Genomic DNA, 20,577 nt, shown 5'->3' with positions numbered 1-20,577 from the left:
CCCGCTTCTGCAATCAAAGGCCCGCTACCGCCGGCAACGGCTGCGCCTTGCGGTCGCGACCCTGCTTGAGGAATTCGGCGATCAGGAAGGCCATGTCGATCGACTGCTCGGCATTGAGCCGCGGATCGCAGACCGTGTGATAACGGTCGTTGAGATCCTCGTCGGTGATGGCCCGCGCGCCGCCGATGCACTCGGTGACATCCTGCCCCGTCATCTCGAGATGCACGCCGCCGGCATGAGTACCTTCCGCGGCATGAACCTCGAAGAACGACTTCAACTCGGACAGGATGCGATCGAACGGCCGCGTCTTGTAGCCGCTCGTGGAGGTAATGGTGTTGCCATGCATCGGATCGCACGACCATACCACGGCCTTGCCCTCGCGCTGTACCGCACGAATGAACTGCGGCAGCGTATCGCCGATCTTGTCCGCGCCCGAGCGGTTGATCAGCGTCAGCCGCCCCGGCTCGTTGTCCGGGTTCAGGATGTCGATCAGCTTCAGAAGTTCGTCGGGCTTCAGCGACGGACCGCACTTCAAGCCGATCGGATTCTTGATCCCACGGAAATACTCGACATGCCCGTGATCGAGTTGGCGCGTGCGATCGCCGATCCAGAGCATGTGACCCGAGGTTGCGTACCAGTCACCCGTCGTGGAATCGACGCGCGTGAACGCCTGCTCAAAGCCGAGCAGCAGCGCTTCGTGGCTGGTGTAGAACTCGGTCGCGCGCAGTTCCGGATGACTCTCGAGATTGAGGCCGCAGGCGCGCATGAAGTTCAGCGCGTCGGAAATGCGGTCCGCCAATTCCTTGTAACGGCGCGACTGATGCGAATCCTTCACAAAGCCAAGCATCCACTGATGCACGCTGCCGAGATTGGCGAAGCCGCCGGTCGCAAACGCACGCAGCAGGTTCAGCGTCGCCGCCGACTGCCGGTAGGCCGCAAGCTGGCGGCGCGGATCTGGCACGCGCGCTTCCGGCGTGAAGGCGATGTCGTTGATGATGTCACCACGATAGCTCGGCAGCTCGACGCCGTTGACCTTCTCGGTCGGCGAGGAACGCGGCTTTGCGAACTGGCCGGCGATGCGACCGACCTTCACCACCGGCAGGCCGCCGGCATAGGTCAGCACCACCGCCATCTGCAGAAAGACGCGGAAGAAGTCGCGGATGTTGTTGGCGCCATGCTCGGCGAAGCTCTCGGCACAATCGCCGCCCTGCAACAGGAACGCCTCGCCTGCGGCCACGCGCGCCAGCGCCTTCTTCAGGTTGCGTGCCTCACCCGCAAAAACCAGCGGCGGGAAGGTCGCAAGCTGCGCCTCCACATCCGCCAACGCCTTCGCGTTCGGGTAATCCGGGACCTGCAAAACCGGTTTCTTGCGCCAGCTCTCGGGCGTCCACCGCTCAGCCATAACTGAAAAACTCCTGCTCGATCGCCATGATCGGCCGCCGCTTATATACACAGGCCGCAACGCGCTTTCCACCCGGCAATTCGGCAAGCCTGCTCAACGGGTTAAGGGATACGCCCGGCCCGGCTTCCCTGCAGTGCGGCAAAGGCTCCGCCCGAGGCATCCGCGCGGCAGACGACCCGGCCTCCCCGCGCTGACCGGACGAAAGCCTTGAGCGATCGGTGGGAACCACCCGCGTTAGCAGCAATCGCTCTACAGCGGCGGCAATCGCTCTGGGGCAGCCGCCGATCGCATTCGATAGACCATCACGGTGGCACCGGCAGAGCGTGTCACCGATCTCCGACCGCTTCGATTGCGCGTCTCACGCGCGATGCGCAGTTCGCCCGGGATCGAACACCAAGATCGAACGCAGGAGTTTTCAAAGATGAACCAGATGATCCGCACGCCGCAGAAGACAAAAGCGAACACTCCCTTGCCTCGCAGCAAAGCGAAGCCCGACGAACTGGTCCCATCGCGCTATGCGGTGCGGGTCGGCGACATCGACGTGCTGGTGGTCAGCGATGGCGTGCTGCCGCTGCCGACCAAGATGCTGGCGCACAATGCCGCGCCGGCCGACCGGGCCGCATGGCTGGACGATATGTTCCTGCCACAGGACGCATTCGACTGGGCACTGAACGTGGTCGTGGTCCGCAGCGGCGGCAAGACCATCCTCATCGACGCCGGGTTGGGGTTCGACCCGGACCTGCATTTGCCGCGCGCGGGACAATTGGCCAAGCGGCTGGCCGCCGCCGGCATCGATCTCGGGTCCGTGACCGATGTGGTGCTGACCCATATGCACATGGATCACGTTGGCGGATTGCTCGTCGAGGGCGTGAAGGAGCAACTCCATCCGGACCTGCGAATCCACGTCGCGGCCGCGGAGGTCAAATTCTGGGAGTCGCCCGACTTCTCCCACACCGCCATGCCGCAGGGATTCCCTGACGCGCTGCGGGCAACCGCCAAGCGGTTCATGGACGAATACCGCAGCCAGTTTCAGTTGTTCGACGAGACCCACGAAGTGGCGCCGGGAGTCGTCGCCTATCGCACCGGCGGGCACACGCCCGGGCACAGCGTGGTCCGCCTTGCATCCGGCGGCGAGGCGCTGACGTTCGCAGGCGATGCCGTGTTCGCGGTCGGGTTTGACCAGCCCGACTGGCACAACGGCTTCGAGCATGATCCCGAAGAAGCGGCGCGCGTTCGCATCCGTCTTTTGCGGGAGCTGGCCGAGACCGGCGAGATGCTGGTCGCCACTCACCTGCCCTTCCCGTCCGTCGGCCGGGTGGCAGTCGATGGCGACGCTTTCCGTTGGGTGCCGGTGTTCTGGGATTACTGATCGCGCATTGGGTCAGGACAAAACAAAGGCGCGGACTCGGCATGAGTCCGCGCCTTCAATTGTGCTTTGTCATTCCGGGATGCGGCAAAGCCACAGGCCCGGAATCTCGAATGTCTGGACTCCGGGTTCGCTTGCTTTGTTCACGCCCGGAAAAACGTGTCGTCACGCCCACTCAGTTGTCAGCAATGCGGATACCGGCCGGTCCGTTCGCCTTCAATGCGCCGGTCTTTTTCAGTGGCTTGCCATCGAAATCGAACACCATGATCTCGTTCTCGATCATGCATTGCACCAGCACCTGGGTTGCGTCCTTGTTGAAGGTCAGTCCCTGACACCAGTGACCGACATTCGCCTCCGTCACGAAGCTGAGCTTCTTGTCCTCAAGACGGAAGATTCGCAGCAGGCCGTTATCGTTATAGATCGGCGCTGCTTTCGCCTTGTTGGAGCCATTCATGACGGCCAGCGCGAGATATTTACCATCGCGTGAGAGCGTCATGCCCTCGGGCGTGGTCCCGACCGTGACGGTGTCGATCGTGCGCGGCGGCTTCGCCTGCACATCGATGATGCTCACCGTGTCGGCATCGCCATTGCCGTTATTGAGGCCAAGGTCAGCGACGAGCGCCACATCGCCCTTCGGCGACATGGTGATGCCGTAGGGCCGCAGACCCGCGCCGACATCGCGCTTGGTGTATTCGACCTTGTCGCCGTCGATCTTCAGCACCGAGACCTTGTGGTCCCCGTCACGCGTGACGAAGGCGAGCTTGCCGTCGGGCGTGAACGCCACCGCGCATGGGCCGGACTTCGGCGCACCGAAATCGATCTTGCCTGCGGGCGTCAGCGTCTTGCCGCTGATCTTGAAGATCGACACCGTGCCGTCGGCGCGGTTCGCAACAAGCGCGAGATCGCCCGCCGGGCTGATAGACACGCCAGCCGCGCCCGCTCCTGCTTCGAGCGTTGCGGAGACCACTGGCGGCTTGGCCGTGAGATCGATCACCGAGAGCTTGTTGTCGGGCACGACCTTTTTCGGATCGGCCGGATCGACTTTCATCGCACCGGTGACGAGTGCGAACGATTCATCCTTGGCGACGGCGACACTGGTGGGCGGGCCGACCGCACTCGCGGGCGCCGGCACTTCGGCGATGATCTTCGGCGGTGACTGGTTGAGATCGATGATCGACACGGAATCCGTCACCAGCGGATCGCGAACCATCGACTTGCCGTCGTCCAGAGCCGACTTTCCATCGTTGGCCGATACCGCGATCTGGGCTGTCGCTGCTGCCGGCGTCAGCAACGCGAGAGCAAAAACAAGGGCATATGTCCGAGGCGCCTGATGAAACATGGATGACCTCCCACCCGATCGTTTTCTGCAAGGCGGCGCACGGGCAGCGCCCGCCTGTCAGACAAGCTAACACCGCGGCGGGCGATGTCGTCCACTCCGCAGTTGGTGGGAGGCGATATTTTCCGGAAATGCTATTCGGCTGCCTGGCGGACGTGCCGTGCGCTCGGGGTCCGCATGGTGACGAGTTCTTCGGCGCTCGTGGGATGCAACGCCATGGTGGCGTCGAAGTCAGCCTTGGTGGCGTTCATTTTGATCGCGATCGCAACGACCTGGGTGAGTTCGGCGGCCTCCGGCCCGACGATATGGCAACCGAGGACGTGGTCGGTGCTGCCATCGACCACAAGCTTCATCAGCACGCGGCTGGTGCTGCCGGACATCGTCGCCTTGATCGGGCGGAAGTCGGCTTTGTAGATGTCCACCCGCTCGTAACGCTGCCGCGCCACCTCTTCCGTCAGGCCCACGGTACCGACCTGCGGCTGCGAAAACACTGCCGTGGGAATGTCGTCGCGATCGACGCGAGTCGGCTTGTTACCGAACACGGTGTCGGCAAAGGCGTGCCCCTCGCGGATCGCCACCGGCGTCAGGTTGAAGCGATGGGTGACGTCGCCGACCGCATAAATGTGGGGGACGTTGGTGCGCGAATATTCGTCGACAGCGATGCCGCCGCTTTTCGGATCAAGCGCGACACCGGCCTTCTCAAGACCGAGGCCCTTGATGCTCGGGTGGCGACCGATCGCGAACATCACCTGATCGGCCGCGACGCTCGATCCGTTCGACAGATGCGCGGTGAAGAGATCGTCATGGCGCTCGACGCGATCGACCGTACACGAGGTCAGCAACGTAATGCCGGCCTTTTCCATCTCGCCACGGACATGCTTGCGAACGTCGTCATCAAACCCGCGCAGAATGTTGTCGCCGCGATAGATCAGCGTCACATCGGAGCCGAGGCCGTTGAAGATCGACGCGAATTCAAGCGCGATATAACCGCCGCCCTGAATGACGATCCGCTCGGGGAATCTTTCCAGATGGAAAACCTCGTTCGAGGAAATCACATGCTCAATGCCGGGAATCGCCGCGCCATGATTGGGCGTGCCGCCGGTCGCAATCAGGATGCATTTCGCCGAAACCGTCTCGCCGCTTGAGAGCCGCAGCGTGTGCGCGTCCTCGAACACCGCCCGCGCCTTCACCGTCCGCGCGCCAGCCTTCTCAACGTTTGCCGCATAGAGGCCTTCAAGCCGTGCGATCTCGGCGTCCTTGTTGGCGATCAGCGTCGGCCAGTCGAACTCCGCTTCCGGAATGCGCCAGCCAAAGCCCGCCGCATCCTTCATTTCGGTCGATACCAGCGAGGCCAGCATCATTAACTTCTTCGGCACACAGCCACGGATGACGCATGTGCCGCCAAAGCGATATTCCTCGGCGATCATCACTCGCGCGCCATAACCAGCGGCGATCCGCGCGGCACGCACGCCGCCTGAGCCGCCTCCGATCACGAACAGATCGACGTCGATATCCGCCATATGCTGCGAGCCCCGCGCAAACGGCATTCACGGGACCAGCCCGCGAATGCCGCGACCAGATGTTAGATGGCCTTGCCGCGGGCTTTCATCTCGGCGCGGAACTTGTCGATCACCTGCTGGGAGAAAGTCTGTGCCCACTGATCCATGAAGCCGCGCGCGGCTGCGAAGATCTGCGGCTCCTGCTCGATCACCTTCTTGCCGAGCGGCGACTTGTACCAGGCGACAAGCTCCTTCAACTCCTGCTCGGTGAAACGCGAGGCGTAGATCTTGGCGATCTGGTCGCCGATTTCCTTCTCGCGGCCCGCCATATCCTTGGCAACCTTGAGCGCGACTTCGTTGAGATCCTTCTGGTAGTTCAGATTGCTCTGCAGAAGGGTATTCTTGCTGCGCTCGACGAGACTTGGCACGGCTTCTTTATAAAGCTCCTGGATGTGCTTGTCGGTCAGGATTTCCTTGGCGGAGGCAATCGCCGCTGCTGATGGATTGGGATTCGACTGCGCGAACGCGGAGCTCGCCATCAAGCCGACAAAGCCAGCCGCCAGAAGGGCGTAAATCGTCTTTTTCATTTCAAACTCCTCAAACCCGGCCTCGCGGCCGATCAACGATACGAATCCCCTGCGAGCCAGCGAGAATCGCCGTCTTCGCAAGGCCGATGAACAATCCGTGCTCCACCACCCCGGGGATCGCACTGAGAAGCGCGGCCAGGCGCGGCGGCTCCGGGATGCGTCCCAGATGAGCGTCCAAAATCCAGTGGCCGCCATCGGTGACAAAAGCATGGCCATCCGGCCCCTGCCGGAGCGTTATTTCACCCGTGACACCCGCCTCGGCGAAGGCCGTGGCGAGCGCCCGGCGCGTGGCGCCAAGGCCAAACGGGATCACCTCCACCGGCAGCGGGAATCGCCCGAGCGTCTCGACCCATTTGCTATCGTCGGAGATCACGACCATCCGCGTCGAGGCGGCAGCGACGATCTTCTCGCGCAGCAGCGCCCCGCCACCACCTTTGATCACGTCGAGCGAGGGCGCGATTTCATCAGCGCCGTCGACGGTCAGATCGAGATGGTCGACGTCATCGAGCGTGGTGAGCGGCACGCCGCAGCGCTCCGCATCGGCGCGCGTCCCCTCGGAAGTCGGCACACCGACGACGCGCAAGCCCGCACGCACGCGTTCGCCCAGCAATTCCACGAAATGCTTGGCCGTCGAGCCCGTGCCGAGACCAAGTTGCATCCCATCGCTGACATACTCGAGCGCACGTGCCGCAGCAGCCCGCTTCAGCTCTTCTTTCGACATCGTCTCTACAACCTCGTGATCGGCAACGGCGCGGCGTTTCTACCCTCGATTTCGCCCGAGGAACAGGCTCGCCGGTCCCGTCCTATGAGGATTTTTACCGTCTCTTGCATTAGCCACGGTCGCGGAGTAGCGATCGTTCATGACCACATCCTCCCTTATTGTTTTCGATCTCGACGGCACGCTGGTGGACAGCGCGCCGGACCTCGTCAATGCCCTCAATTTCGTGCTGGAGCGCGAAGGGCTGACACCGGTACCGCTGGCCCCAGCACGAAAGTTCATCGGCGCAGGCGCACGCGCCATGATCGAGCGCGCGCTCGAAGCAGAAGGCCGGACCTGCACGCCGGACTACGTTTCGAAAATGACCGAGGACTTCATCGTCTTCTACGGCGACCATCTCGCCGACAACACCCGCCCCTTTGAGGGCACCGAAGATGCGCTCGACGATCTCGCAAGTCGCGGCCACCGTCTCGCCGTCTGCACCAACAAACTCGAATGGCTGTCCAAGCGGCTGCTCGACCGACTCAACATGAGCGGACGATTCTCCGCCATCTGTGGGGCCGATACCTTCGGCGTGCAGAAGCCCGATCCCATCATCCTGCGCCAGACCATCGCCCGCGCAGGCGGCGCGATCTCATCGTCGATCATGGTCGGCGATTCCGGGACGGATATCGGTGTCGCCAAGCGGGCCGGCGTGCCGGTGATCGGGGTCGATTTCGGCTACACGCCGATTGCGATCAAGGATCTCGAGCCTGATCGCCTGATCTCCCATATGCGCGAACTGCCGGCGACGGTCGCTGACATGAACTCAAAGAAGTGATCCCAATCCATTGATCCCAATCAATTTTATTGGGTTCATCGGCGCTTCTGCATTAACTTCATCTGTCAACATATCCCGCCATCCCGTTGCGCTCATATGCCGCGACCCGTATGGTTGAGACGCGGGGACCGTGCGCGGGGCGCACCAAAAACGGATTTGTCATGCGTATCGTTCTGATCGTTGCAGCAGGACTTTGTCTTGCCGGCTGCTCGTCCACGGACTTCTTCAAGAGCACGCCGCCCGAGGCGACGTTGCAGCTCGACTCATCCCCCGGTGGCGCCGACGCCACGACTTCGGTCGGCCCCGGCTGCAAAACGCCCTGCTCCGTCAAGGTGCCCGCGGGCGAGAACTTCACCGTGACCTTCACACTGCCGAAATATCAGCCTGAAACCGTGCAGGTGACGGTCGTGAAGCAGCCCGGCAGCGATCCGATCCTTGATCCGAATCCGGCCGTCGCCGAACTGACCGCCCTGCCTCAGCCAGCGAAGAAGCCGCGGCGCAAGCCGAAGGCTGCTCCCAAGGCGTCGTCGGCAGCGCCGGCCGCGGCACCTGCCGAGCCCGCCCAGGCTGCTCCGCCCCAGCCCGCGCTTACGCCGTTCCCATCCACCCGCTAAGGCGGCGATAGGACCATTTGGCAAGGCAAGAGAGCCATTTGGCGCGGATTGTCCGATTGTAAGGGGTTCCTCCAGAGCCTACATTGAGTAGGCGCGTACCGGCGATTTTGCTGGAACCGCGTCTGCTGGCGGACATGATGAACACACCTTCCGATGCGACGACCGGCCCCACTCCGATGATCGACCCGTTCGGGCGGACGATCACTTACCTGCGCGTGTCGGTGACCGATCGCTGCGATCTGCGGTGCTTCTACTGCATGTCGGAAGACATGACGTTCCTGCCGCGCACCGACCTGCTCACGCTGGAAGAGCTCGACCGCCTGTGTTCCGCCTTCATCGCCAAGGGCGTGCGCAAGCTGCGCCTGACGGGCGGCGAACCGCTGGTCCGGCGCAATGTCATGTCGCTGTTCCGTTCGCTCTCGCGCCACCTCAAGAGCGGCGCGCTGAACGAACTCACCCTCACCACCAACGGCTCGCAGCTCGCGAAATACGCCGCCGAGCTCGCCGACTGCGGCGTCCGCCGCATCAACGTCTCGCTCGACACCCTCGATCGCGACAAGTTCCGCGCCATCACCCGCTGGGGCGATATCGACAAGGTCCTTGCGGGCATCAAGGCCTCACAGGAGGCCGGGCTGAAGGTGAAGATCAACACCGTCGCCCTCAAGAACATGAACGAGGAGGAGATTCCCTCGCTGATGCGCTGGGCGCACGATCAGGGCATGGACATGACCCTCATCGAAGTCATGCCGATGGGCGATGTCAGCGGCGGCCGCCTCGACCAGTATGTTCCGCTCTCGATGGTGCGCTCCCGCCTCGCCGGCCAGTTCACGATGACCGACCTCACTGAGAGCACCGGCGGACCGGCACGCTACGTCAGCGTTGCCGAGACGGGCGGCAAGCTCGGCTTCATCACGCCGCTCACGCATAATTTCTGCGAATCCTGCAACCGCGTCCGCATCACCTGCACGGGTACGTTGCATACCTGCCTCGGCCAGGAGGACGCCTCCGACCTGCGCAAGCCATTGCGCGCCTCCGCCGACGACGCCCTGCTTTCCGCCACGATCGATCGTGCGATCGGCCTGAAACCCAAGGGCCATGATTTCGTGATCGACCGCCGCCACACCGGCCCGAGCGTCAGCCGCCATATGAGCGTGACAGGCGGCTAAAGCTCATAGCTTCGGATATCGCGGGCCTCGGACGCACGAGGCCCGAGGAAAGCGATCCGAACGGTGGATGCCGAAAAAACGCGCAAGACGGGCGTTCCTTAGCCGGGGCACTCTCTCCGACCAATCCCTCCAAACTTCCGATTGACTGGTTCTTGGCCCACTGAAATTGTGGTTTTGCACGGCGGCCCAGTTTGCGGCCGTGTGTACCTATGGGGGCTTAATTTGCAGGCTTTGCTCAAGCTTAGTCGCGGCATCGACGCAATGACGACGACGATCGGACGCTGGCTGTCATGGCTCATTCTGATCGCGGTCATCATCTCATCTGCTAACGCGACGATCCGCAAAATCTTCGACGTCTCCTCGAACGCCTATCTCGAATTGCAGTGGATGTTATTCGGCGCGGTGTTCCTGCTCTGCTCGCCATGGACGCTTCTCAAGGACGAGCACATCAAGATCGACATCGTCAATCACCACCTGCCCCTCAAGGTGCGAAGCTGGATCGACCTGATCGGCCACGTCTTCTTCCTGATGCCGTTCTGCATCGTCGTGTTATGGACATCGATCCCGTTCTTCCTCGTCTCCTATCATCAGAACGAACAGTCGTTCAACGCCGGTGGCCTGCCGCAATGGCCCGCCAAATCCCTCGTCGTGCTGGGCGCAGCGCTGCTTCTCGTGCAGGCGATCTCTGAAATCATCAAGCGCGTTGCCGTGATGCAGGGCCTGCTGCCTGATCCGAACAAACTCGCGCTCTCCGCCCATGAGCAGGCTGCCCTCGAGGCAGAGCGGCTTGCCGAGGCTATTTCGTCAGAAACCAAATAACAGTGCCACAGCGCCACTCTCTTAATTCAAAGGACGCAACTGAATGGCTGCGATGTTTATTCACTACATGGCGCCGATCATGTTCGCGTCGCTGGTGCTGTTTCTGCTGCTCGGCTACCCGGTCGCCTTTTCACTCGCCGCAAACGGCCTCCTGTTCGCAATCATCGGCATCGAACTCGGCCTGTTCCGCCCGGACTTCCTTCAGGCTCTGCCTGAACGCGTCTATGGCGTGATGAACAACGAGACGCTGCTCGCTATTCCCTTCTTCACATTCATGGGGCTGATCCTCGAACGATCAGGAATGGCCGAAGACCTGCTCGAAACCATCGGGCAGCTTTTTGGCAGCGTCCGCGGCGGTATCGCCTATGCCGTGGTATTCGTCGGCGCCCTGCTCGCCGCGACCACCGGCGTCGTTGCGGCCTCCGTCATTTCGATGGGTCTGATCTCGCTGCCCATCATGCTGCGCTACGGCTACGACCGCCGCGTCGCGACGGGCATCATCGCCGCCTCCGGCACGCTCGCGCAAATCATTCCGCCCTCGCTCGTCCTCATCGTGATGGCCGACCAGCTCGGGCGCTCCGTCGGCGACATGTATGAAGGCGCCTTCATCCCGGGTATCGTGCTCTCGATCCTGTATGCAAGCTATATCTTCCTGCTGACGGTCTTCGCGCCAAAGGCCGTGCCCGGCCTGCCGCTCGAGGCACAGACGCTTCGCGATCCTGAGACGGCGCACCACCGCCTGGTCCTGCCCGTCGCAGCACTTGCCGCCGCCGGCGCCGCCTACCTGTTCGCGGTCAAGATCGGCCTGTTCGACTGGACAGCGCCGGTCTTCAACATGATCACGGAGAATGCCCAGATCCGGCACGGATTCTGGTTCATGATCCTGCTCGCGATCTTCACGAAGCCGTTCATCGGCATCGTGCGCACCATGACGCTGTCGCTGTTCTTAGTGTTCATCATTTCGACGGCTCTCGCCATGTTCGCGATGAGCTTCACCAACGTCAAAGGCGGTGCGGACTACGTCGTGCTGACGATGTCGCTCGTCGTGGCAATCTCCTTTATCATCGCTGTCCTGAACAAGATCACCCGGCTCCACCTGCTCTCGCGTCTCGCCGAGCAGGTCGTGTTCGTCATGGTTCCTCCGCTCGGACTCGTCTTCCTCGTTCTCGGCACCATCTTCATCGGCGTCGCAACGCCCACCGAAGGCGGCGCGATGGGCGCTGCAGGCGCTCTCATCCTCGGCATGGTGAAGCGCCGGCTGACTTTCAATCTCACCCGCCAGGCCGTCGAATCGACCGCGAAGCTCTCCGCGTTCGTGATGTTCATTCTGGTCGGCGCGCGCGTCTTCTCGCTCACCTTCTACGGCGTCGACGGCCACCGCTGGGTGGAAGAGATGCTGGTGTCGTTGCCCGGCGGACAGATCGGCTTCCTGCTGTTCGTCAACGCCTTCGTCTTCGTCCTCGCCTTCTTCCTCGACTTCTTCGAGCTCGCATTCATCATCATCCCGCTGCTCGGACCGGTCGCGGAGAAACTTGGCATCGACCTGATCTGGTTCGGCGTCATCCTCGGCGTCAACATGCAGACCTCGTTCATGCACCCGCCGTTCGGCTTCGCCCTCTTCTACCTGCGCTCGGTTGCGCCAAAGGATTCGTATATCGACCGCATCAGCCGCAAGCGGATGGAGCCCGTCACCACCGCCCAGATCTATTGGGGCTCGGTGCCGTTCGTCATCATTCAAGTCATCATGATCTGCCTGGTGATCCTGTTTCCGCAGATGGTGATGCACTACAAGGGAGTGGCTTCGACCGTCGATCCAACCAAGATAGACATCCAGATTCCGCAGATCGATATGCCAATGCCAAATCTCGATCTCGGCATTCCAAACATCAAATAGCACTCCAAAACAAAGACCCGGCTCTCACGAGCCGGGTCTTTTGCTTTGAACAGGGTTTTTCAGGCGAAGCAGGCGCGCGCGCGAGAAGCTTTCGCCTCTCTCGCGTCAGCCACGGCGCGAGCGGATCTGGAAGTTGTCGAAGGTGAACTCGGCAACCTGCCACCACAGATATTCGTTGCCGCGGTAGGCATGCATCGCGTCGAACGTCTTCTTGAACGTCGCGTTCTTCGCAGAGATTTCGTCCCACAGCTCCTTGGTCGCCTTGTGGGCCGCCTCCATGATCTCAACACTGAACGGACGCAGCAACGTGCCGTTCGCGACAAGGCGCTTCAGCGCTTCGGGGTTCTGCTGATCGTAGCGCGCGGCCATATAGGTGTTGGCGTTCGCGGACGCATTGGCGAGGATCGCCTGATAGGTCTTCGGCAGCGAATTCCACTTCTCAAGATTGGTGAAGACGTGGATCATCGGGCCACCTTCCCAGAAGCCCGGGTAATAATAGAACGGCGCCACCTTCTGGAAGCCGAGCTTCTCGTCGTCATAGGGACCGACCCATTCGGCCGCGTCGATGGTGCCTTTCTCCAGCGACGGATAGATATCGCTGCCGGCGAGCTGCTGCGGCACGACACCGAGCTTTGCCATCACCTGCCCCGCGATGCCGCCGATACGCATCTTCAATCCGCGCAGATCGGCAAGCGTCTTGATCTCCTTGCGAAACCAGCCGCCCATCTGCGTGCCGGTGTTGCCGCATGGATGCGCGATCACGCCATATTTCTTGAAGAACTCATTCCCGAGCTGATCGCCCCCGCCCTGATACCACCAGGAGTTCTGCATCCGCGCATTGAGGCCGAATGGCACACAGGAGAACAGCGCGAAGGTCGGGTCTTTTCCGACATAGTAGTAAGCGACACTGTGGCTCATCTCGACCGTGCCGTTCGCGGCCGTGTCGAACGCCTGCAAACCGGGAACGAGCTCACCCGCAGCGAACACCTCGATCTGAAATTTGTTATCGGTCATTTCGGCGACTTGCTTCGCCATCATCAGGCCGGCACCGAACAGCGTATCGAGAGATTTCGGAAAGCTCGATGTCATTCGCCACTTGATCGTGGGCATCGATTGCGCAAGCGCCGGTGCAGCGACAGCCGTGCCCGCAGCACCAGCCACTGACGCTTTCAGAAATTCACGACGCTTCATCCGACATCCCCCAATCATGTTCCCAATCTTTTATAGAATGGGCTCTAGCATGGAATGACCAGCGCAAAAACTTTGATTCAGATTCTGCAGTGCAGCGGAATTGTTGTTGCATTCTTCATTACACAAATAAAAAACCCGGCCTCGATGGAGGCCGGGTTGTCTTTTTGAATGCGCTTCGAAGCGCCGCGATCAGCCGCGGGTACGCGAGCGGATCTGGAAGCTGTCGAACGTATATTCGGCGACCTGCCACCACAGGTACTCGTCGCCGCGATAGGCCTGCATGGCTTCGATCGACTTCTTGAAGTCCGCGTTCTTCGCGGAAATCTCGGCCCACAGCTCGTTGGTCGCCTTGAGGGCAGCCTCGAGGATTTCGTTGCTGTAGGGACGAAGCTGTGTGCCACCGGCGACGAGACGCTTCAGTGCGCCGGGGTTCTGCAAGTCGTAACGTGCAGCCATCAGCGTGTTGGCGTTGGCATTCGCGTTCGCGAGAATGGCCTGATAGTTCTTCGGCAACGAATTCCACTTCTCGAGATTGGTGAGCGAGTGGACCACGAGGCCGCCTTCCCAGAAGCCCGGATAGTAGTAGTACGGCGCAACCTTGTTGAAGCCGAGCTTCTCGTCGTCGTAGGGGCCGATCCACTCGGCTGCGTCGATCGTGCCCTTTTCCAGCGACGGATAGATGTCGCCGCCGGCGAGCTGCTGCGGCACGACGCCGAGCTTCGCAAGCACCTGCCCCGCGATGCCGCCGATGCGCATCTTCAGGCCGGAGAGGTCAGCGACCGACTTGATTTCCTTGCGGAACCAGCCGCCCATCTGCGTGCCGGTGTTGCCGCACGGATGTCCGATCACACCATGTTTCTTGAAGAACTCGTTAGCGAGCTTGTCGCCGCCGCCCTGATACCACCAGGAATTCTGCATGCGCGCATTGAGGCCGAACGGGACAGCCGCATAAATCGCGAAGGTCGGGTCCTTGCCAACGTAGTAATAGGTCGCGGTGTGGCACATCTCGACGGTGCCGTTCGAGGTGGCGTCAAGCGCCTGCAGACCCGGCACAACTTCGCCCGCGGCAAAGACCTGGATCTGAAACTTGTTGTCGGTCATTTCGGCGACTTGCTTCGCCATCAATTCGGCGCCGCCGTAAATCGTGTCGAGCGACTTCGGGAAGCTCGAGGTCAAGCGCCATTTGATCTCAGGCGATGACTGCGCAATCGCCGGCGAAGCAACAGCCGCCGTCGCGGCGCCTGCAGCCGTTACTTTCAGAAAATCGCGACGCTTCATTACTCTGTACCTCCCATTGGCATCATTTCGAGTCGGCCTTAAAGTCTCCGTCTAGCACGGAACTTTCAAGCTCAAAACGCGACAAGAGGCTCGGCACTTCTTAAACAAAGGTCGCATGATCGTTTGGGTAAGATTCAACGATCAGGCGACCACGGCCTGCAAGCGCAATCCGGTTTTGATCTTGTCGGCGATCGCGCGGTAGATTTCCGCGTGCGCACCGGTCGGGTCGGTCTCGACCACCGGCTGGCCCGCATCTGATCCCTCGCGAATCGACATATGGAGCGGAATTTCCCCAAGGAACGGCACGCCGAGCCGCTCCGCCTCGTGGCGTGCACCGCCATGGCCGAAGATGTCCGACCGCGTATTGCAGTGCGGGCACAGGAAATAGCTCATGTTCTCGACAATGCCGAGGGTCGGGACATCGACCTTCTTGAACATCGTGATTCCGCGCCGCGCGTCGATCAAGGCGAGGTCCTGCGGCGTCGAAACGATGACCGCGCCTGCCAACGGCACATGCTGGGCGAGCGAAAGCTGGACGTCGCCCGTCCCCGGCGGCATGTCGACCACCAGCACATCGAGTTCTCCCCAAGCGACATCCTGCAACATCTGCTTGACCGCCGACTGGATCATCGGCCCGCGCCAGATCATCGCGGTCTCTTCTTGCACGAGGAAGCCGATCGACATCAGCGACAGGCCGAAGCGCTGCAGCGGGATCATCTTCTTGTCGTCGGTGAGCTTCGGCATCTCCTTGACGCCGGTCAGCCTCGGGACCGAGGGACCGTAAATATCGGCATCCAGCAGCCCGATCTTGAAGCCGAGATCCCGCAGGCCGAGCGCAATGTTGATGGCCGTCGTCGACTTGCCGACACCGCCCTTGCCCGAAGCGACCGCAACGATCGCCTTGATGCCGGGAATGGCCTTCTGCTTGCCCATGGGCGAGTCGCCCGCCCCGTGCCGGTGCGAGGCACTCGGCTTGATGCCGGACGGCGATCCGGGCTGCCGCTCCGCCGTCAGTGCCACTAGCGCGGTTTTGACGCCCGGAATGGCGCGAACCGCCTCCTCCGCCTGCGCCCGGATGCCCTCCCAGGCGCGGGCTTCTGCGGCGTCCACCGTCATGGAGAAGAATACTTTGCCGTCGGTCGCCGTGATTTCGGAAAGGACCTTTGCGAGGGTGAGAGGGACCCCCCCGGGGGTCTGAATCTTCGCCAAGCTGTTCAAAACGTCGTCCTTAGTCACACTCACGTCGAGTCTCCTGACAAGCCGGCCTCACGGAATCCGTCTTCGCGCACCGGCCCTCCGGCGCTGTGCGGCCAGCACCGTCATACCACCGTGTTCCGGGGGCGACCACCACCACCCGTAATGATCCGGAGCCGGAATATGGTCGCACGCGAGGGTGCTTAAAGTGGTGGATGAAGCCCGAGGCTGCGGAAATTTCTGCGCCTGAAAGCAAAAATGACATAAAAGGTTCACGCGATCGAAAACTAGAGGCGTGTCCATGCAATGGCTTAAGGCATTGATGCCAAAAGAACATTCGTTCTTCGAGTTATTTGCCAGACACTCCAGGACTCTCGTGGACGGCGCCGAAGCCCTTCAGGGCATGCTGCGGGGCGGTGCCCAGATCGACTTCTACTGCGACAAGATCAGCCAGCACGAGAACGAGGCCGACAACATCACCCGCGAAGTGATGATGGCGATCCGCCGCTCTTTCATCACCCCGTTCGACCGCGGCGACATCAAGAACCTGATTGCCTCGATGGACGATGCGATCGACCAGATGCAGCAGACCGCCAAGGCCGTCCGGCTGTTCGAGGTGCGGGAATTCCAGCAGCCGATGCAGGAGATGGGCGCGATTATCGAGCATTGCGCCGAGCTCGTGGTGCGCGCCATCCCTCTTCTGCAGTCGATCGGCTCCAACGTCACCACCCTCTCGACCATCACCGAGGAATTGACGCGGCTGGAAGGCAAGGTTGACGACCTGCACGATCTCGGCCTCAAGGAGCTGTTCCTCAAGCACCGCGACGGCAATGCCATGGACTACATCGTCGGCGCTGAAGTCTACGACCACCTCGAAAAGGTCGCCGACCGTTTCGACGACGTCGCCAACGAGATCAACAGCATCGTGATTGATCAGGTCTGAACGGACAGCTTTGTGACCGCCTCACTCACGCCCCACCTGCTGATCGGCCTGATCGCCATCGCGCTCATTTTCGATTTTCTCAACGGCCTTCACGACGCCGCGAACTCGATTGCGACCATCGTCTCGACGCGGGTTCTGAGGCCGCAATATGCGGTTCTCTGGGCCGCTTTCTTCAATTTCATCGCCTTCCTGTTCTTCGGCCTGCATGTCGCCGAAACGCTCGGGACCGGGATCATCGATCCCGGCATCGTCGATCCTCGTGTGATCTTCGCGGCCCTTGTCGGCGCGATCGTCTGGAATCTGATCACCTGGTGGGCAAGCATTCCCTCCTCGAGTTCGCATGCGCTGATCGGCGGCCTCGTCGGTGCGGGTCTCGCGAAGGCAGGCTTTGTCGCGCTCGAATGGTCGGGTCTCACCAAGACCATTCTGGCGATTTTCCTTTCCCCGCTGATCGGCTTCGTTCTCGCCCTCATTCTTGTCGTCATCGTTGCCTGGTGCTCAGCGCGCTCGACCCCGTACATGGTGGATAGCGCCTTCCGCGTGCTGCAGTTCGGTTCGGCCTCGCTTTACTCACTGGGCCATGGCGGCAATGACGCTCAGAAGACCATGGGCATCATCGCGATCCTGCTCTACTCGCAGGGCTACGGCGGCGACCACTTCCACGTCCCATTTTGGGTGGTGCTGTCCTGTCAGGCGGCGATGGCGCTCGGCACGCTGATGGGAGGGTGGCGCATCGTGCGCACCATGGGCAGCCGCATCACCCATCTCACGCCCATGCAGGGCTTCTGCGCCGAGACCGGCGGCGCGCTGACGCTGTTCTCCGCGACCGCGCTCGGCGTCCCGGTCTCCACCACCCACACCATTACCGGTGCCATCGTCGGTGTCGGCTCGGCGCGGAGTTTGGCGGCCGTCCGCTGGAACATCGCAAGCTCCATCGTCGTTGCATGGATCATCACCGTTCCGGCCGCCGCCTTCGTCGCCGCTCTTGCTTACTGGCTCGTTCCGATTTTTCATTAGGCGGTCCCCCCTCAAGCAGAAGGGAGCGTCATGATCAGCAACGTCGAGATTCTGCTCAGGCTGGCCGTCGCCGCAGCCTTGGGCAGCCTGGTGGGCTTCGAGCGCGAACGTCTGCTCTGGGCCGCGGGCATCCGCACCCACATGCTGGTGTGCGTCGGCTCCTGCCTCATCATGGTCGTATCGGCCTATGGCTTCGCCGGCGTGCTGGGCCAGGAGCACACCGTGCTCGACCCGTCCCGCGTCGCGGCGCAGGTCGTCTCCGGTATCGGCTTCCTTGGCGCCGGCTCGATCCTCGCCCGCGGCGAGATCGTCAAAGGCCTCACCACGGCGGCGAGCATCTGGACCGTGGCGGCGATCGGGCTTGCGATCGGCGGCGGGCTCTACTTCGCGGGGGTCGCTTCGACCATCGTGATCCTCATCATCCTTGCCGGTGTGAAGCCGCTGGAAGAGGCCTACCGCGCCCGCAACCAGACCGCCCACCTCAAGATCACCGTGGATCACGGCACCTTCACGCCGGACGAACTGCGGCAGGCGCTCTCGCTGCGGACAAGCCAGATCAAGCGCTTCGTGGTCGAAAACCGCAACGGCGATAACGACAGCGACGAGATCGCGGTGCTGCTCAACAAGGTCTCGTCGGAAGACATCGCCGACTTCAAGGCAAGGCTGAACGATGTCGGCGTGGTGCGGAAGGTTGAGCTCATCAAGCGTTCGCCGACAAGCGGCTGATCCCGCCGCATGGCAGCGGTAAAGCGCATGGCCCGCCCGAAAATTCACGCTTCATTAACCAGATTAAACCTGAGTTTAAGGCCTGTCTTAATGATTTCCCGCCAGAAATAGATGGGCGGGTGTTGTGGCCTGTTGCGTACCGGGAAGTATGTTTGTCGATGAGTGATCTCGTGCCCTCTCCGGCCGATACGGCGTCCGCTGCGCCTGCACGGACACGGCGCGTGGCCGCCCAGCGCGTGAGGGAAGCGCGGGATCGCCTGACATCGTCGAGCGGCACGCGGCCGGCCTTCGACCACGAACTGTTGCGCCAATACGCCCAAACCCGCACGTCTGCCTCGCTCGTCGTCATCCTGCTCGTCGTCACCACCGGCGCGCTGTCGAGCCTCTGGGTCTCGATGGTGAATGCGGCGCTCTGGACCTGCGGCATTCTCGCAATCCACGCAGTGGTGATCCGTTCCTGCGCAAAATTCCTGGGTCAGCCGCCTGCCCCCGCCACCACGCGGAAGTGGCGGCGCCGTTTCGTTACCCTCGATCTGCTCTACGGCCTCGGCTGGACGGTGATCCTCATTCACCCGACTGACGTCGGCGTCGTGTCGAACACGCTGATGCTGTTCATCATGCTGCTCGTCGTTGCGGTGTCGAGCATGCTCGCCGCAAGCCTGCCGATTGCAGCTTTTGCATCCACCGTGCCGGTGACCGCGGCGATCGCCACCAACTTCGTGTTGCGCGGCACGCTCGACAATTACATCCTCGCGGCACTCGCGGTGCTGGCCGAATGCTATTTTGCCCTGCTCGCTCACCGCCTGCACTCCACAACGCTCGCAACGCTCGAAGCGCGCGCCGAGAAGGATGCACTGATTGGCGAGCTCGAACAGGCGAAGGCGATTTCAGACGAGGCACGCCACCGCGCCGAAGCCGCCAACGTCTCGAAATCCCGCTTTCTCGCGCAGATGAGCCATGAGCTGCGCACGCCGCTCAACGCCATCCTCGGTTTCTCCGAGGTGATGAAGAGCGAGATCTTCGGCCCGCATGCCGTGCCCGTCTACAAGGACTACTCGGCCGACATCCACAATTCGGGCGTGCACCTTCTCAATCTCATCAACGAAATTCTCGATCTGTCGCGCATCGAGGCCGGTCGCTATGAACTCAACGAAGAACCGTTCTCGCTCGTGCATGCGGTGGCCGATTGCCATCACCTGTTGAAGCTGCGTGCCTCGAACCGCGGAATCACGATCCACGAAGCCTTTGAAGAAGACATGCCAAAGCTGTGGGGCGACGAGCGCGCGACGCGCCAGATCGTGCTCAATCTTCTCTCGAACGCCATCAAGTTCACCCCGCAGGGCGGCGAGATCTGGCTGAAGGCCGGTTGGACCGCGTCAGGCGGGCAATACCTCATCGTCAAGGACACCGGATCCGGCATTCCGGACGACGAAATCCCGATCGTGCTCGCCTCCTTCGGGCAAGGCTCGAACTCGATCAAATCCGCCGAGCAAGGCGCAGGCCTCGGTCTGCCGATCGCAAAGAGCCTGATCGACATGCACGGTGGCACCTTCACGCTGAAATCGAAGCTGCGGATCGGCACGGAAGTCATCATCACCTTCCCGCCTGAGCGCGTGATGGCCGCGCTTGCGCCGCTGCCGGAAGACACGCCGCCGCTGCAGCCGGACGACAGCTATGAAAGGGCAAGCGCGCGCGGACGCCCGATCATGAATGCGGGGACGGGACTCTGAGCCATGGCACAAGGCACGGCTTGCGCTGACGCACCAGCGGTTCTTTATAGGAGGCATGAGCTACGAGTCGCCCTGCATTGCTGTCTGCGTCATAAGCCACGAGACCGGGCTATGCCGAGGCTGCGGTCGGACGCGGCAGGAGATTTCAGACTGGGCCACCCTCACACCCGAGGAGCGAGCCACCATTATGACGACGCTGGTGCAGCGCATGACCAACGCCGGCATGAAAGTGTCGCCCGCGCTGGTGCGCTGGCTCGAGGTCTGCTGCTGACCCCTG

19 protein-coding genes are annotated in these 20,577 nt (G+C 61.9%); 11 read left to right on the top strand and 8 right to left on the bottom strand.

Translation table 11 applies throughout. The features are described from left to right. Window positions 1-13: 13 nt before the first annotated feature. The gene (locus tag OCA5_RS07745; protein WP_012563661.1) at window positions 14-1,402 is read right to left on the bottom strand and encodes a class II 3-deoxy-7-phosphoheptulonate synthase; all 1,389 of its coding nucleotides are present in this window, start codon (window positions 1,400-1,402) and stop codon (window positions 14-16) included. A gap of 421 nt (window positions 1,403-1,823) precedes the next feature. Between OCA5_RS07745 and OCA5_RS07740 the strand changes: the two genes are divergently transcribed. Continuing rightward, window positions 1,824-2,771 (top strand): MBL fold metallo-hydrolase, encoded by a 948-nt coding sequence (locus OCA5_RS07740; RefSeq protein ID WP_013913023.1) that lies wholly within the window; start codon window positions 1,824-1,826, stop codon window positions 2,769-2,771. A gap of 172 nt (window positions 2,772-2,943) precedes the next feature. Here OCA5_RS07740 and OCA5_RS07735 read toward each other — a convergent pair whose 3' ends face one another. From OCA5_RS07735 to rpiA, 4 genes are all read right to left on the bottom strand, one after another. Continuing rightward, window positions 2,944-4,107, bottom strand: a complete 1,164-nt coding sequence (locus OCA5_RS07735; protein WP_012563664.1) for a YncE family protein — start codon at window positions 4,105-4,107, stop codon at window positions 2,944-2,946. Between the two features lie 131 nt (window positions 4,108-4,238). After that, window positions 4,239-5,624, bottom strand: coding sequence for a glutathione-disulfide reductase (gene gor / locus OCA5_RS07730; RefSeq protein WP_013913022.1), 1,386 nt, complete (start codon window positions 5,622-5,624; stop codon window positions 4,239-4,241). Window positions 5,625-5,686: 62 nt separating this feature from the next. After that, window positions 5,687-6,190: a DUF2059 domain-containing protein gene (locus OCA5_RS07725; protein WP_012563666.1), complete on the bottom strand. Its 504-nt coding sequence runs from the start codon at window positions 6,188-6,190 to the stop codon at window positions 5,687-5,689. Between the two features lie 10 nt (window positions 6,191-6,200). After that, window positions 6,201-6,911 (bottom strand): ribose-5-phosphate isomerase RpiA, encoded by a 711-nt coding sequence (rpiA, locus tag OCA5_RS07720; protein WP_012563667.1) that lies wholly within the window; start codon window positions 6,909-6,911, stop codon window positions 6,201-6,203. 139 nt (window positions 6,912-7,050) lie between these two features. Between rpiA and OCA5_RS07715 the strand changes: the two genes are divergently transcribed. The 5 genes from OCA5_RS07715 (at window position 7,051) to OCA5_RS07695 (ending at window position 12,221) form a co-directional block, all read left to right on the top strand. Beyond that, window positions 7,051-7,728, top strand: coding sequence for an HAD family hydrolase (locus tag OCA5_RS07715; protein ID WP_012563668.1), 678 nt, complete (start codon window positions 7,051-7,053; stop codon window positions 7,726-7,728). 161 nt (window positions 7,729-7,889) lie between these two features. After that, complete coding sequence (locus tag OCA5_RS07710; protein ID WP_012563669.1) at window positions 7,890-8,342, top strand: hypothetical protein; 453 nt, start codon at window positions 7,890-7,892, stop codon at window positions 8,340-8,342. Between the two features lie 134 nt (window positions 8,343-8,476). Then, window positions 8,477-9,508 (top strand): GTP 3',8-cyclase MoaA, encoded by a 1,032-nt coding sequence (gene moaA, locus OCA5_RS07705; RefSeq protein WP_012563670.1) that lies wholly within the window; start codon window positions 8,477-8,479, stop codon window positions 9,506-9,508. 222 nt (window positions 9,509-9,730) lie between these two features. Then, on the top strand, window positions 9,731-10,327 hold the full coding sequence (locus tag OCA5_RS07700; RefSeq protein WP_013913021.1) for a TRAP transporter small permease subunit: 597 nt from the start codon (window positions 9,731-9,733) through the stop codon (window positions 10,325-10,327). A gap of 43 nt (window positions 10,328-10,370) precedes the next feature. Continuing rightward, window positions 10,371-12,221 (top strand): TRAP transporter large permease, encoded by a 1,851-nt coding sequence (locus OCA5_RS07695; protein ID WP_012563672.1) that lies wholly within the window; start codon window positions 10,371-10,373, stop codon window positions 12,219-12,221. Window positions 12,222-12,326: 105 nt separating this feature from the next. Here the strand turns inward: OCA5_RS07695 and OCA5_RS07690 are convergent, their stop codons facing one another. The 3 genes from OCA5_RS07690 to OCA5_RS07680 all read right to left on the bottom strand — a co-directional run bounded on the left by OCA5_RS07690 (window position 12,327) and on the right by OCA5_RS07680 (window position 15,932). After that, window positions 12,327-13,412: a TRAP transporter substrate-binding protein gene (locus tag OCA5_RS07690; protein ID WP_012563673.1), complete on the bottom strand. Its 1,086-nt coding sequence runs from the start codon at window positions 13,410-13,412 to the stop codon at window positions 12,327-12,329. A gap of 189 nt (window positions 13,413-13,601) precedes the next feature. Next, window positions 13,602-14,690, bottom strand: coding sequence for a TRAP transporter substrate-binding protein (locus OCA5_RS07685; protein WP_012563675.1), 1,089 nt, complete (start codon window positions 14,688-14,690; stop codon window positions 13,602-13,604). Between the two features lie 141 nt (window positions 14,691-14,831). After that, on the bottom strand, window positions 14,832-15,932 hold the full coding sequence (locus OCA5_RS07680; RefSeq protein WP_013913020.1) for an Mrp/NBP35 family ATP-binding protein: 1,101 nt from the start codon (window positions 15,930-15,932) through the stop codon (window positions 14,832-14,834). A 253-nt stretch (window positions 15,933-16,185) separates the two neighbouring features. On the opposite strand from OCA5_RS07680, the gene OCA5_RS07675 reads away from it, so the two are divergent. The 5 genes from OCA5_RS07675 to OCA5_RS07655 all read left to right on the top strand — a co-directional run bounded on the left by OCA5_RS07675 (window position 16,186) and on the right by OCA5_RS07655 (window position 20,571). Next, complete coding sequence (locus OCA5_RS07675) at window positions 16,186-16,827, top strand: DUF47 domain-containing protein (RefSeq protein WP_013913019.1); 642 nt, start codon at window positions 16,186-16,188, stop codon at window positions 16,825-16,827. A gap of 12 nt (window positions 16,828-16,839) precedes the next feature. Then, window positions 16,840-17,844 carry an inorganic phosphate transporter gene (locus OCA5_RS07670; RefSeq protein WP_012563678.1) on the top strand — a complete coding sequence of 335 codons (1,005 nt, stop codon included), beginning with the start codon at window positions 16,840-16,842 and terminating at the stop codon, window positions 17,842-17,844. A 30-nt stretch (window positions 17,845-17,874) separates the two neighbouring features. Next, window positions 17,875-18,570, top strand: coding sequence for an MgtC/SapB family protein (locus OCA5_RS07665; RefSeq protein WP_012563679.1), 696 nt, complete (start codon window positions 17,875-17,877; stop codon window positions 18,568-18,570). 158 nt (window positions 18,571-18,728) lie between these two features. Further along, window positions 18,729-20,300 (top strand): sensor histidine kinase, encoded by a 1,572-nt coding sequence (locus tag OCA5_RS07660; protein ID WP_012563680.1) that lies wholly within the window; start codon window positions 18,729-18,731, stop codon window positions 20,298-20,300. Beyond that, entirely contained in the window at window positions 20,281-20,571 is a 291-nt protein-coding gene (locus tag OCA5_RS07655; RefSeq protein ID WP_422836365.1) for a DUF1289 domain-containing protein, read from the top strand. The genes OCA5_RS07660 and OCA5_RS07655 overlap by 20 nt, the downstream gene beginning before the upstream one ends. Window positions 20,572-20,577: the final 6 nt, after the last annotated feature.

Source organism: Afipia carboxidovorans OM5 (assembly GCF_000218565.1).
Lineage (GTDB): Bacteria > Pseudomonadota > Alphaproteobacteria > Rhizobiales > Xanthobacteraceae > Afipia > Afipia carboxidovorans.
Note: the sequence above shows the minus strand (reverse complement) of the source record. Positions and strands in the feature narration are given on the sequence as shown.